Source organism: Acidovorax sp. 94 (genome assembly GCF_003634645.1).
GTDB lineage: Bacteria > Pseudomonadota > Gammaproteobacteria > Burkholderiales > Burkholderiaceae_C > Acidovorax > Acidovorax facilis.
Genome location: NZ_RBJA01000001.1, coordinates 4,843,717 through 4,856,600, shown reverse-complemented (window position 1 = coordinate 4,856,600; position 12,884 = coordinate 4,843,717). Strand labels below are relative to the sequence as shown.

Below are 12,884 nucleotides of genomic sequence, written 5' to 3'. Positions count from 1 at the left end.
GCTTGCGCTTATCCATAAAGCGCTAGAGCCATTTTTCAGGCTCTCTTCCGTTTCGGGTGGAACACTACAGTTCAAATAAATCCATTGACACCCCCTGAACAGGAGCCCTCCCGATGCAAGAAGCGTTGTTCTGCCAAGCGTTGGGGCTGGCCGCGCCCTGGGCTGTGGAGCGTGTTGCACTGGATGTCGAGCGCAGCCGCATCGACCTGTACGTGGTCTGGCAATCGGGCAGTGCCGCCTGCCCCGTTTGCGCCGCAGCTGAGCAGAAACTGCATGACCACCGCCAGCGCAGCTGGCGGCATCTTGATTTCTTTCAGTTCGAAGCCTACGTGCACTGCGCGCTGCCTCGCGTGTCATGCAGCGCCTGCAGCTCTACGACCCAGCTGAGTGTTCCCTGGGCGCGAGAGGGCAGCCGCTTCACGCTCATGTTCGAGGCTCTGGCTCTGACGCTGGCCCGTGAGATGCCGGTGGCCGCGTGTGCACGCATCCTGCGCTGTGCGGACAACGCCTTGTGGCGCCAGATCGATGCCCATGTCAGCTTGGCGCGCGCCAAGGAGAGCTACGCGGGTGTGGCGGTCATCGGTATCGATGAGACCAGCTGCGCCAAAGGCCACAGCTACATCACCCTGGTGCACGATCTTGAGCGGGCGCGACTGATCTACGCCACACCCGGCAAGGATGCCAGCACCGTGCAGCGCTTTGCGGCGGACCTCAAGAGCCACCAAGGCAGGCCCGAAGCCATCCAGGTGGTGTGCATGGACATGTCCAAGGCCTTTATCGCAGGAGCAGGCCAGCACTTGCCCCAGGCGGCCATTGCCTTTGATGGCTTTCATGTGGTGCAGATGGCCAACCGGGCAGTGGACGCAGTGCGGCGGGAAGAGGCCCGGGGCGAGCGCTGGCTCAAGAAGACCCGTTGGTGCTGGCTCAAGGACAAAGCCAAGTGGACGGACAAAGAGCAGGCAAAGATGGATTGGCTGCCTCGCACCCGATTGAAGACCGCCAGGGCGTGGCGGATGAAGGAGGCGCTGCGCGATGTTTACAGGAACTCAGACGCGGATGCCGCCAGCAGTGCACAGGCACTCAAGAAATGGCTGCACTGGGCGCAACGCAGCCGCTTGCAGCCCTTCAAGGACTTGGCCAAGACCATCCAGCAACACTGGGCGGGAATACTCCAGGCGTTTGATGCTTCTCATCTGCACACCGGCTATGTGGAGGCGGTGAACTCACTGTTGCAAGCAGCTAAGGCCAAGGCGCGTGGCTATGGCACCACCGATCACTTCATCGCCATGGCGTTCTTGATTGCTGGCAAGCTCACTCACCTGCCAGGCAGTCCTTTGCGAAAAGCAAGGGCCTGACCATGGCTCTGGTGGGGAATGTGGCGTTCCACCCGAAATGGAAGAGAGCCATTTTTCATTCAAATTTCAGAGCGGAGACACCGGCGCCTCGCCTGCCAGATGGCGGCGAGCGTGTTCCAGGAAACGGTCCACCGAAGCCTGCACCGCCTCGGGCGACCAGCCCGCCACATGGGGTGTCAGCACCACGTTGTCCAGGTCCAGCAGTTCAGCCGGGGGCGCGGGCTCGCTCTCGTACACATCCAGGCCTGCTGCCGCAATGCGACCTTCGCGCAGCGCGGCGGCCAGGGCGGCAGTGTCGATCACGCTGCCGCGCGCGATGTTGACCACCACGCCGCGCGCGCCCAGGGCATTCAGCACGTCTGCGTTGACCAGGTGCTTGGTGCCCGCGCCACCGGGCGTGGCGACCACGAGGAAGTCCGACCATTCGGCCAGCGCCTTTACATCGCCAAAGTAGCGGTAGGGCACATCGGTGCGCGCGCTGCGGTTGTGGTAGCCCACCTCGATCTCGAAGCCCAGCGCGCGCTGTGCGATCTTCTTGCCGATGGTGCCCAGGCCGACGATGCCCAGGCGCTTGTGCGACACGTTGGGCGGCAGCGGCAGGGCCGTGCGCCAGATGCCTGCGCGCGTGGCCTTGTCCAGCGGCAGGATGCGGCGCTGCGCGGCAATCAGCAGGCCCCAGGTGTGGTCGGCCACGCAGTCGTCATTGGTGCCCGCGCCCGTGGCCACCACAACGCCCCGCGCCTTGGCGTGGGCCACGGCGATGTTCTCGTAGCCTGCGCCCAGCGCGCAAATCAGCGTGAGCGCGGGCAATGCATCGATCTGCGCGGCTGAGAGGCCCGTGGCGCCGATGGTCAGGACCACGGTGATGCGCGCGCCATGCTCGGCAATGGCGGCTGCGGCCTGCGCAGCGTCGGGCGCGTAGACCAGCTCGAACGACTGCGCCATCTGGGCGCGATGTTCTTCGGACAGGAACATGAGGGCAAGCAGTACAGGCTTCATGGGATAGTGCAATCTCGAAAAAAGAAAACGGGACGCTACGCTTTGCATCGTGCGCTTCGCGCAGAGCGTACAAAACCGGCGCGGCCCAGGCGCGGGACGCCTAGCAAGGGCCGCCCCGCAGCGATGGCGTCGTCCCCCTCAGGGGGAAGGCGCCGCAGGCGACTCAGGGGGGGCCTCCTGCTGGAGAGACCACATGCTCGCGTAGCGGCCACCCTGGGCCAGCAGTTGCGCGTGCGTGCCGCGCTCGATGATGCGGCCCGCGTCCATGACCAGGATCTCGTGCGCATCCACCACGGTGGAGAGGCGGTGCGCAATCACCAGCGTGGTCTTGTTCTGCGCCACGCCCTGCAGCTCGGCCTGGATGGCGCGTTCGTTGGCGGAGTCCAGCGCGCTGGTGGCCTCGTCAAAGATCAGGATGGGCGGGTTCTTGAGCAAGGTGCGGGCAATCGCTACGCGCTGCTTTTCACCGCCCGAGAGCTTGAGCCCGCGCTCGCCCACCATGGTGGCGTAGCCCTTGGGCGTGCTGGCAATGAAGTCGTGGATGCGTGCGGCACGGGCGGCGGCTTCGATCTCATCCTGGCTGGCACCGGTGCGGCCATAGGCGATGTTGTAGGCCACCGTGTCGTTGAACAGCACCGTGTCCTGCGGGACGATGCCAATCGCCTGGCGCACGCTCGCCTGAGTCACGCTGCGGATCTCCTGCCCCGCAATGGTGATGCGCCCCTGCTGGATGTCATAGAAGCGAAACAGCAGCCGGGCCAGTGTGGACTTGCCCGAACCCGAAGGCCCCACGACCGCCACCGTCTTGCCCGCCGGGATCTCGAAGCTGATGCCCTGCAGGATGGGCCGGCCGCTGCTGAGGTCGCTGCCTTGGCGCACGTCGTAGGAAAAGTGCACGTTCTCAAAACGCACGGTGGGCTGGCTCAGCCCCGCCAGCGGCTGGGCGCCGGGTGCGTCGGCCACTTCGCGCTCTTTGTCCATGAGCGTGAACATCTTGTCCAGGTCGGTGAGGCTCTGCTTGATCTCGCGGTAGATCACGCCCAGAAAGTTGAGCGGGATGTACAGCTGGATCATGAAGGCGTTGACCATGACGAGGTCGCCCAGCGTCATGCGGCCATCGACCACGCCCTGTGTGGCGCGCCACAGCATGGCCACCAGGCCCACGGCAATGATGAGCTGCTGGCCGGTGTTGAGCATCGATAACGTGGTCTGGCTTTTGAGGCGGGCCAGGCGCAACCGCTCAAGGCTTTCGTCGTAGCGGCGGGCCTCGAAGCCTTCGTTGTTGAAGTACTTGACCGTCTCGTAGTTCAGCAGCGAATCCACGGCCTTGGAGTGTGCTGCCGAGTCGAACTCGTTGGCCTCGCGGCGGAACTTGGTGCGCCACTCGGTCACCAGCACGGTGTAGGCGATGTACAGCACCAGCGCGGCCAGCGTGATCCAGGCAAACCAGGCATCGAACTTGACGGCCAGCACACTCAACACCAGGATCACCTCGATCAAGGTGGCAAACACGTTGAACAGCGAAAACGAGATCAGTGACTCGATGCCGCGCACACCGCGTTCGATGTCGCGCGTCATGCCGCCGGTCTGGCGCTCCAGGTGAAAGCGCAGGCTCAGCGCGTGCAGGTGCTCAAAGGTCTGCAGCGCAATGGAGCGCGCCGCACCCTGCGTAGCCTTGGCAAACACCAGCTCGCGCAGCTCGGTGAACAACGAGGTGGACAGGCGCAGCGCCCCGTACGCCACCAGCAAGCCCACCGGCACCACCAGCAGCGCGGCGGGGTCACCAGGCTTGAACGCCATCGCGTCCACCAGTGTCTTGAGCAGCAGCGGCACGCTGACGTTGGCCAGCTTGGCGCCCACCATGAACACAATCGCCGCCACCACGCGCCACTTGTATTGCCACAGGTAAGGGAGGAGCCGCCTCAGCGTGACCCAGTCGGACTTAGGGGGCGCGGGCGTGCCAGGGGTGGGGGGGGCGGTTTCGCCAAGGTGGCGCATGGGGGACAATTCCGGTTGTTGTTGTTTTTACCGACCCGGCTGATGCCAAGGTGGTTTTTTTGCGGGCCAGCCGCCTTGCAAAACCCCAGGTTCCGACAAGGATTGGCTCAGCCCCAACCGAGATTGTGCCCATGTCTGCCGTTTTCAGCCCACCACCCGCCGCATTGCCCACCGACAAGGAACTGGTGCTCAAGGTCATCCCCATGCCCGCCGACACCAATGGCAATGGCGACATTTTTGGCGGCTGGGTGATGGCGCAGGTGGACTTGGCGGGCTCTGTGCTGCCCGCGCGCTACATCCAGGGCCGCATGGCCACGGTGGCCGTCAACGAATTCATCTTCAAGCAGCCCGTGCGCGTGGGCGACATCCTGTCGTTCTTCTCGTCCATCACGCGGGTGGGCAACACCTCGGTCACCGTGGAGGTGGAGGTGTATGCCGAACGGTTTACCGACCAGGGCCGGTATGTGAAGGTGACGGAGGCGCGCCTGACCTATGTGGCCATCGACGACCAGGGCAGGCCGCGCCCGGTGCCCAAGCACAACGCGCCGGCGTGAGAACACGGAAGGTCGGATCGCGCAAACCGCGCCTGGCGGTGCGCGGACGCCTTCTTGGACCGGTCAGGCGGCCAGTGCAGTGGCCGGTTCGGTGCGCAGAGGAGCTGCCGTGCGCTGCAGAGTGCTGCTGGATGACGAGGGCGAGAACCCGGCCTCGATCTCACCCGCCAGCTGACCGCCCTCTTCCACCACCAGTTTGCCGTAGCGGATCTTGCCGTTGACCTTGCCGGTGCTGTAGATCACCAGCTTCTGGCGCACGGTGAGTGTGCCGTTGAACTCGCCATGGATCTCGGCAATGTCGATCTCGGCAGAGCCCTTGAAGGCGCCATGCTCAGCAATCTGGATCACGCGCGAATCCATGGTGGCTTCCACCGTGCCTTCGACCACGAGGGTGTCGCAATCGGTAATTTCCACGCCCTTGAGCTTGATGTTCGGGCCCACCGTGAGCTTGCTGCCCGAGCTGTCGCTGCTGCTGGCGGCCTTGGGGGCAGCAGGGCTGGCCACCGGCTGTGCAGCCGCAGAACTGCTCGCCGCTGAGCTCCCCAATACGGAGCCTGAAGTGGTGCTGTTGCGGGGTTGGAACGACTCGGGTTCACGCTTGCCAAAGAAGGGGTTTTGCACGGCCATCAGATCTCCTTGAAAAGAGAGTCATCGTAGGTATCGCGCCCCGTGAAAGATGCCCTGGTTACGCAAGAACGGTAACCAAACGGTTCTCTCGTAGCATGCGCTTGCAAGGCTTGCGGGATCACACATCCGGTGCATGGCAACGCCCCGTGGCGAGACGGCTCAGGAGCGCGCCCCAATCAAGAGACGATGTAAGCCGCAGCTCCGGCCGACATGATCTGCCCATCCGGCCCCAGGAACTCCATGCGCGTGGTTGCGACACGCGAACCCAGGCGCAGCACCTGCGCGCGCAATTCGAAGTGGCTGCCAATGCCGGGGCGCAGGTAGTCGATGCGCAGGTCGATGGTGCCCAGCTTGGCAAAGCGGTGCAGGCGCTGCTCGGGTGCTTCGTCCAGGTGTTTGACGCCAATCGCGGCCATCACCGCCAGCCCGCCCATGGCGTCGAGCCCTGCGCTGATCACGCCGCCGTGGATGCGGTTGTAGGCATAGTGGCCCACCAGGTCCGGTTTCATGTCGATGCGACCCACCACACCATCGGGTGCCAGTGACGTGATCTTCAGGCCCAGCACCTGGTTGAACACGATTTTTTCTTCAAAGATGGATTTGAGCCCGGCGATGAACTCGGGCTCAAAGGCTTGCGGGGCTGGGGTGGCGGTGGATTTGCTCATGGGTCTCCTGGGGGTCACTGCGGGATGGTGCGTGCAATCGAAACCATCCAGATGCTCCTGATTTTGTAGCTTCTCACGCTTAATAGATAAGCGCTAGAGGCTATTTTTACTTAAAACTGGCCGTGGCGCACTTGCCCTGCGGCAAACCGCGAGGCGCCGCGCAGTGCTTCGGCCAGGCATTCGCGGCCGCCCGCCTATTCCTGCAGCAAGGCTCGCCGTAACGGCAGCCCTTCGGCGGCAAAGCGTGCTGGTGCGGGCTGTGCTGGCATCCACCGCGTTGCGCACATCGGGCCTGCGCCATGTCACCAGCGTGACACAACCTTCCGCTTCAACCTCTGCGGACATATGGCTCTCCTGTGGCCCGGCGTCAGAACCTGTTCACCCACCCGACGTTACTCCTATTGCGCAGGGTGCAGCACTGCGTCAATATCCGCCGCTACCCGCTCGCCCACCCCATCAGGGTTACCCCCGAGTGCGGTATGCACAGCGCGCGTGCACCATTATTTATACAAAGCAATCGCTTTGTATAAATATTCTGCAGGACCTGCGCAAGCGACGATGCGGCCATCCCATGCCCACGAGGCATACACCCCGCATTTACCCGCTTCGCGCATCACTTATTCTGGAGAGCCAGTGTGCAATTTGTGCAACTGTTGATCAGCGGTGTCTCGCAGGGGTGCATCTACGGGCTGATCGCGCTCGGGTTCGTGCTTATCTACAAAGCCACGGAGACCGTGAGCTTTGCCCAGGGCGAACTCATGATGCTCGGCGCTTTCTGTGGCTTGGCGCTCATGACCGTGCTGGGCTTTCCCTTCTGGGTGGCGGTGCTCGCCAGCATCCTGGCCATGGGGCTGTTTGGCACGGTGCTGGAGCGCGCAGTGATCCGCCCCATCCTGGGCCAGCCCGCGTTCTCCATCGTCATGCTCACCATCGGCATCGGCTACGTGCTGCGCGGCCTTGTCACGATGATCCCCAACATCGGCACCGACACCCACACGCTGCCCGTGCCCTACAAGGACCAGTCCCTGCGCTTGGGCGAGCTGGTGGTCAGCGCCGAGCAACTGGTGGTGATCGGCGCCACGGGCGTGCTGTGTGTGCTGCTGTTTGCCATGTTCCGCTACAGCAAGCTGGGCATTGCCATGCAGGCCGCGTCGCAGAACCAGCTCGCGGCCTACTACATGGGCATTCCCGTGCAGCGCCTCAACGGCCTGGCCTGGGGGCTTGCCGCGGCGGTGGCGGCGGTAGCCGGGCTGCTGTTGGCGCCCATCACCTTTGTGCACGCCAACATGGGGCTGATCGGGCTCAAGGCCTTCCCCGCCGCCGTGGTGGGCGGCTTCGGCAGCCTGCCCGGGGCCATCGTGGGCGGGCTGGTGATCGGCATTGTCGAATCGCTCTCGGGTTTCTATCTGCCCGATGGATTCAAGGACACAGCCGCGTACATCGTGGTGCTGATCATGCTGATGGTCAAACCCAACGGACTGTTCGGCGAGAAGCTGAGAAAGAAGGTCTAGAGCGTGTTATGCCCTTTTACGTACCCACGTTGCACCAAAAGGCCCGTGATCGCAAGACGCGGTCCGCAGCCAAGGCCGGGGCCTTGGCAAGGGCTGCAACGCCGCGAGCGCTGGCCTTTTGGTCCAACCCTTCGGGAAAGCCGGGGAAAGGCCCGGCCACGTTGTTGCAGAACGCTTGCGGTATCCATACCGCAGCGCGTCCTGCGCCTAGTTGCCGGGCCTTTCCCCGGCTTTCGTGGGCACGTCAAAGGGCATAACACGCTCTAAACCATGCATTTCATCTTCAAGACCTCGTACGAGCAAGACATACGTCTGGCCAAACATGGCGGGCATGTGTTCTGGTACAGCCTGCTGTGCCTGGCCCTGGTCGCCGCACCCTGGGTGGCGCCTGAATACTGGTTGGCACAGCTGACCTTCGTGCTCATCTACGCCATCGTGGGCTTGGGGCTGATGCTGCTGGCGGGCTTCACCGGCTTGTTCTCGCTGGGGCATGCAGCGTTTCTGGGCGTGGGGGCATATACGCAGGCGGTGCTCACGGGCATGGGCTGGCCGTTTGCGCTGTCGCTGGCCTGCGCGGCGGGGCTGTCGGCGGCTGTGGGCGTGGTGGTGGGACTGCCGGCACTCCGCGTCAAAGGCATCTACCTGGGCATGGCCACGCTGTCCTTCGGCTTCATCGTGGAAGAGGTGTTCGCGCGGTGGGAGTCGGTCACAGGCGGCAACTCCGGCAAGCACCTGGTGCCGCCACAAATCGCGGGCTACTCGTTCGAGACCACAGAGTCGTTCTACTTTCTGTGCCTTGTGATTGCGGTGGTCAGCACGCTGGCCATCCTGAACCTGCTGCGCTCACCCACAGGCCGCGCGTTTGTCGCCATCCGTGATTCAGAGATCTCCGCGCAGAGCATGGGCATCCACCTCGCGCGCTACAAGACGCTGTCGTTCTCCATATCGGCTGCACTTGCAGGCATCGGCGGTGCGTTGTACGCGCACAAGCTGCAGTTCATCTCGCCCGACCAGTTCAACATCCTGCAGTCCATCGACCTGCTGCTGATGATCGTGATCGGCGGGCTGGGATCGGTGCATGGAGCGTTCCTGGGGGCCATCTTCCTCATCACCATGCCGCAGATGATTTCGCTCAGCAAGGACTGGCTGCCCGCCGCCATCGGCCAGGCACCGGGCCTGCAGGCGGTGGTCTACGGCGCGGTGCTGATCGCCTTTGTGCTGTTCGAACCCATGGGCCTGTATGGCCGCTGGCTCAAGGTGCGCACCTGGCTGCAGATGTTCCCGTTCTACCGCAAGGGCTTGTTCAAGCGGCAGAAGTCGTTCCAAAAATCGGATCGCTTGAAATGAAGCACCCCCTGAGTCGCTTCGCGCCGTCCCCCTCTCTCGATTCGCTGCGCGATTCGGGAGGGGAACGCCCCCAGCGCACGCAAGCGAAGCGCCGCATCCGCGGCTTGGCGGCCCTTGCGCGGGGGCACTGGCCTTGGTCACGCCAGTCGCAAAGGCTGCGGACGGCATTCAGCACACTGGACCAGTGAAATGACCCAAATTGCTGTACCCATGACTGACGAAATCCTGCTCAGCGCCCAGAACCTCAGTGTGCGCTTTGGCGGCGTGCTCGCGGTCAACAACGTGAGCTTTGACGTGCGCCGTGGCGAGGTGTTCACCCTCATCGGCCCCAACGGCGCGGGCAAGACGACGGTGTTCAATCTCATCAGCCGCATCTACACGCCCACCACCGGCACCATCGCCTATGCGGGCCCGGGCGGGGCCCTGCTGCCGCTGACCGACCAGCCGCCGCACAAGGTGGCAGGCCTGGGCATTGCACGCACCTTCCAGAACATCGAACTCTTCGAGCACGCGAGTGTGCTGCACAACCTGTTGATCGGCCGCCACACCCGACAGCACAGCAGCCTGTGGGCCGAGATGTTCTTCACGCGCAAGGTGCGTGAAGGCGAAGTTCAGGCCCGGGAGAAGGCCGAGCAGATCGGCGACTTTCTCGACCTGCAGCACTACCGCGACACCATGGTCGCCGGCCTGCCCTACGGCGTGCGCAAGGTGGTGGAGCTGGCCCGTGCGCTGTGCACCGAGCCGCAGTTGCTGCTGCTCGACGAGCCCTCGTCGGGCCTGAACGTGGAGGAGACTGACGACATGGCCTTCTGGATCCAGGACATCCAGCACGAGCTGGGCATCACCGTGCTGATGGTGGAGCACGACATGTCACTGGTCTCCAAGGTGTCCGACCGCGTGCTGGCCATGAACCAGGGCGAGGTGGTGGCCATGGGCTCACCGCGCGAGGTGCAATCGCACCCCGGCGTGATCGAGGCGTACCTGGGCACCATCGACGACGTGAGCAACCTGCGGCGTCCGGCGGGTTCAAAAATGGGGGTTCGGGCATGAACGCCGTACTTGCCGCCGTCAACACATCCGCAGCAGCAGCTGCTGCTGACCAACCCTTGCTGCGCCTGCAGAACGTGGAGAGTGCCTACGGCCCCATCAAGGCCATCCGCGGCGTGAGCCTGCAGGTGCGGCGCGGCGAGATCGCCGCCGTGCTGGGCAGCAATGGCGCGGGCAAGACCACCATCCTCAAGACCATCAGCGGCATCATCGACCCGCGCAAGGGCTCCATCGAATTCGCGGGCGCCGACATCACTGCCAACGACCCGGCAGCGATCGTGCGCCGGGGCCTGATGCACGTGCCCGAGGGGCGCGAGGTGTTCCCGCTGCTGTCGGTGCGCGACAACCTGCTCATGGGCGCCTACACGCGCAGCGATGCCGACGCCGTGGCCCGCGACATCGAAACGGTGTATGGCTACTTCCCCATCCTGAAGGAGCGCGCCGCGCAGGACGCGGGCCTGCTCTCGGGAGGGCAGCAGCAGATGCTCGCGATCTCGCGTGCGCTCATGGCCAACCCCGAACTCATCCTGCTCGACGAGCCCAGCCTGGGCCTGTCCCCCAAGCTCACCAAGGAGATCTTCGAAATCGTGGTGCGCATCAACCGTGAGCGCGGCACCACCATCCTGCTGGTCGAGCAGAACGCCAACATGGCGCTCAACGCATCGGACTACGGCTACGTGCTGGAGAACGGGCGCATCGTGATGGAAGACAGCTGCGAGCGACTGCGCGAAAAGGACGACATCAAGGAGTTCTACCTTGGGATGAAAGATGTCGGCGTGCGCGGAGAGCGGCGCTGGAAGAAAAAGAAGACCTGGAGATAAGCGCAAATGTCCAACCTCTGGGACCTCGATCACATCCAGCCCGCAGGCACCGACGTGCTCGCAGGCGACACCATCGCCGCCATGTTCTGGAACGCCGTGGCCGAGCGCGGCCCGCGCGTGTGGATGCGCCAGAAGGAGCTGGGCATCTGGAAGAGCTGGACCTGGGACCAGACGGCCGAAGCCGTGCGGGAGATTGCGGGCGGCCTGATGTCGCTGGGTTTTGCGCCCGGCGAATGTGCATCCATCCTGTCCAACACCAACATCGAATGGGTGCTGGCCGATCTGGCCGTGCTGAGCTGCGGCGGCGTGGCCAACGGCATCTACCCCACTGACGCGGCGGCGCAGGTGCACTACCTGAGCGAAGACTCTCGCACCACCGTGCTGTTTGTGGAGGACGACGAGCAGCTCGACAAGGCACTGGAGGTGCGTGGCCAGTTGCCCCTGCTGCGCAAGATCGTTGTGTTCGACATGGAGGGCCTGCGCGGCCTGCACGACGCCGATGTGCTGAGCCTCACAGCCCTGCGCGAACTGGGCCGTGCGTGGAACGCCCAGCACCCCGACGCACTGACGCAACGCGTCAAGGCCTGCCGTGCCGAAGACGTGGCCATTCTGGTCTACACCTCGGGTACCACGGGCAAGCCCAAGGGCGCCATGCACACACACGCCGCACTCACCTACACCGTGCGCGGCTACAACACGCTGATATCGCGCAGCGAGGCGGACGAGACCATGTGTTTTCTGCCGCTGTGCCACATTGCCGAACGCATGGGCGGCGAGTACTTCTCGCTCTACACCGGCGCGCGCCTGAACTTTGTGGAGAACCCCGACACCGTGCCCGAGAACGTGCGAGAGATCGCGCCCACGGTGTTCACCGCCGTACCCCGGGTGTGGGAGAAGTTCTATTCGGGCGTGATGATCGCGCTCAAGGAATCCACGCGCATGCAGCAGGCGGCCTATGCCTGGTCGATTGGCGTGGGCACCCGCATCGCAGATCGGGTGCTGGCCGGACAGCCGGTGGGCGGTTTGCTGAAGGCGCAGTTCATGCTGGCGCGCTTTCTGGCGCTCAACAATGTGCGCAAGCTCATCGGCATCCACCGTGCGCGCTTCCTCGTCACGGGCGCAGCGCCCATTTCGCCCGATCTGGTGAAGTGGTACCTGGCGCTGGGTGTGCCCATGCTGGAGGTGTGGGGCATGACCGAGACCTGCGGCGCCTCCACCGGTGTGCCGGCCAGCCGCATCAAACCCGGCTCCATCGGCCCCGCGGCCAGCTACAACGAGGTGCGCATCGACCCCGCCACGGGAGAAATCCTGGTGCGTGGCCCCAATGTGTTCAAGGGCTACCTCAACCAGCCCGAGAAAACCGCCGAAACCATCGACCCCGAAGGTTGGCTGCACACGGGCGATGTGGGCCTGATCGACGCTGATGGCTACCTGCGCATCACCGACCGCATGAAGGACATCATCATCACGGCGGGCGGCAAGAACATCACGCCGAGCGAGCTGGAGAACGAACTCAAGTTCAGCCCTTACATCACCGATGCGGTGGTGATTGGCGACAAGCTGCCCTACCTCACGGTGATCATCATGATCGACCAGGAGAACGTGGAGAAGTACGCTCAGGACAACGACGTGCCGTTCTCCAACTACGCCAGCCTGACCCGCACGCGCGAGGTGCAGGAGCTGATCCAGGGCGAAATCGACCGCGTGAACGCCAAGTTCGCCCGAGTGGAGCAGATCAAGAAGTTCTTCCTGCTCGATACGCAACTCACGGCCGAGGATGAAGAGCTGACACCCACCATGAAGCTCAAGCGCAAGCTGGTGCAGCAGAAGTACGCACCGCAGATTGAGGCGATGTACCGGTAGGTGCGCACGTCACGCAACCACAGGCCACGCCCATCAGGATAGGGAAAGTGCTGGTGCCCCACCCCGGGCATCGTTCTATAACGAGCAACCGAGTTCG

The 12,884-nt window shown here is 63.9% G+C and carries 11 protein-coding genes; 7 read left to right on the top strand and 4 right to left on the bottom strand.

The genetic code is table 11. The annotated features are described in order from the left end of the window. Positions 1 to 113 precede the first annotated feature (113 nt). Positions 114 to 1,355: an ISL3 family transposase gene (locus tag C8C94_RS22380; protein ID WP_121419550.1), complete on the top strand. Its 1,242-nt coding sequence runs from the start codon at positions 114 to 116 to the stop codon at positions 1,353 to 1,355. Between the two features lie 66 nt (positions 1,356 to 1,421). On the opposite strand, the gene C8C94_RS22375 is transcribed toward C8C94_RS22380, so the two are convergent. Next, a complete protein-coding gene (locus C8C94_RS22375) occupies positions 1,422 to 2,354 on the bottom strand; it encodes a 2-hydroxyacid dehydrogenase (protein WP_121422275.1) in 933 nt (310 codons plus the stop codon). Positions 2,355 to 2,492: 138 nt separating this feature from the next. Next, complete coding sequence (locus C8C94_RS22370; RefSeq protein ID WP_121422274.1) at positions 2,493 to 4,352, bottom strand: ABC transporter ATP-binding protein/permease; 1,860 nt, start codon at positions 4,350 to 4,352, stop codon at positions 2,493 to 2,495. A 131-nt stretch (positions 4,353 to 4,483) separates the two neighbouring features. On the opposite strand from C8C94_RS22370, the gene C8C94_RS22365 reads away from it, so the two are divergent. After that, complete coding sequence (locus tag C8C94_RS22365; RefSeq protein ID WP_121422273.1) at positions 4,484 to 4,906, top strand: acyl-CoA thioesterase; 423 nt, start codon at positions 4,484 to 4,486, stop codon at positions 4,904 to 4,906. Between the two features lie 63 nt (positions 4,907 to 4,969). Here the strand turns inward: C8C94_RS22365 and C8C94_RS22360 are convergent, their stop codons facing one another. Together C8C94_RS22360 and C8C94_RS22355 are read right to left on the bottom strand one after the other, a co-directional pair. Further along, positions 4,970 to 5,533 (bottom strand): polymer-forming cytoskeletal protein, encoded by a 564-nt coding sequence (locus C8C94_RS22360; RefSeq protein ID WP_055393748.1) that lies wholly within the window; start codon positions 5,531 to 5,533, stop codon positions 4,970 to 4,972. Between the two features lie 176 nt (positions 5,534 to 5,709). Beyond that, positions 5,710 to 6,198: a thioesterase family protein gene (locus C8C94_RS22355; RefSeq protein WP_055393746.1), complete on the bottom strand. Its 489-nt coding sequence runs from the start codon at positions 6,196 to 6,198 to the stop codon at positions 5,710 to 5,712. Positions 6,199 to 6,833: 635 nt separating this feature from the next. On the opposite strand from C8C94_RS22355, the gene C8C94_RS22345 reads away from it, so the two are divergent. The 5 genes from C8C94_RS22345 (at position 6,834) to C8C94_RS22325 (ending at position 12,787) form a co-directional block, all read left to right on the top strand. Then, entirely contained in the window at positions 6,834 to 7,709 is an 876-nt protein-coding gene (locus C8C94_RS22345; RefSeq protein ID WP_121422272.1) for a branched-chain amino acid ABC transporter permease, read from the top strand. Between the two features lie 270 nt (positions 7,710 to 7,979). Further along, a complete protein-coding gene (locus C8C94_RS22340) occupies positions 7,980 to 9,056 on the top strand; it encodes a branched-chain amino acid ABC transporter permease (protein WP_121422271.1) in 1,077 nt (358 codons plus the stop codon). A gap of 210 nt (positions 9,057 to 9,266) precedes the next feature. After that, the gene (locus C8C94_RS22335) at positions 9,267 to 10,106 is read left to right on the top strand and encodes an ABC transporter ATP-binding protein (RefSeq protein ID WP_121423034.1); all 840 of its coding nucleotides are present in this window, start codon (positions 9,267 to 9,269) and stop codon (positions 10,104 to 10,106) included. Further along, a complete protein-coding gene (locus C8C94_RS22330; RefSeq protein ID WP_121422270.1) occupies positions 10,103 to 10,924 on the top strand; it encodes an ABC transporter ATP-binding protein in 822 nt (273 codons plus the stop codon). Before C8C94_RS22335 ends, C8C94_RS22330 begins: the two co-directional genes overlap by 4 nt. A 6-nt stretch (positions 10,925 to 10,930) precedes the next feature. Further along, entirely contained in the window at positions 10,931 to 12,787 is a 1,857-nt protein-coding gene (locus C8C94_RS22325; RefSeq protein WP_121422269.1) for a long-chain fatty acid--CoA ligase, read from the top strand. Positions 12,788 to 12,884 lie beyond the last annotated feature (97 nt).

Bases quoted from the DNA above. Each gene is read 5' to 3' on its own strand.
- C8C94_RS22380 (WP_121419550.1), top strand. From the start codon at position 114: ATGCAAGAAGCGTTGTTCTGCCAAGCGTTGGGGCTGGCCGCGCCCTGG.
- C8C94_RS22375 (WP_121422275.1), bottom strand. From the start codon at position 2,354: ATGAAGCCTGTACTGCTTGCCCTCATGTTCCTGTCCGAAGAACATCGC.
- C8C94_RS22370 (WP_121422274.1), bottom strand. From the start codon at position 4,352: ATGCGCCACCTTGGCGAAACCGCCCCCCCCACCCCTGGCACGCCCGCG.
- C8C94_RS22365 (WP_121422273.1), top strand. From the start codon at position 4,484: ATGTCTGCCGTTTTCAGCCCACCACCCGCCGCATTGCCCACCGACAAG.
- C8C94_RS22360 (WP_055393748.1), bottom strand. From the start codon at position 5,533: ATGGCCGTGCAAAACCCCTTCTTTGGCAAGCGTGAACCCGAGTCGTTC.
- C8C94_RS22355 (WP_055393746.1), bottom strand. From the start codon at position 6,198: ATGAGCAAATCCACCGCCACCCCAGCCCCGCAAGCCTTTGAGCCCGAG.
- C8C94_RS22340 (WP_121422271.1), top strand. From the start codon at position 7,980: ATGCATTTCATCTTCAAGACCTCGTACGAGCAAGACATACGTCTGGCC.
- C8C94_RS22335 (WP_121423034.1), top strand. From the start codon at position 9,267: ATGACTGACGAAATCCTGCTCAGCGCCCAGAACCTCAGTGTGCGCTTT.
- C8C94_RS22330 (WP_121422270.1), top strand. From the start codon at position 10,103: ATGAACGCCGTACTTGCCGCCGTCAACACATCCGCAGCAGCAGCTGCT.
- C8C94_RS22325 (WP_121422269.1), top strand. From the start codon at position 10,931: ATGTCCAACCTCTGGGACCTCGATCACATCCAGCCCGCAGGCACCGAC.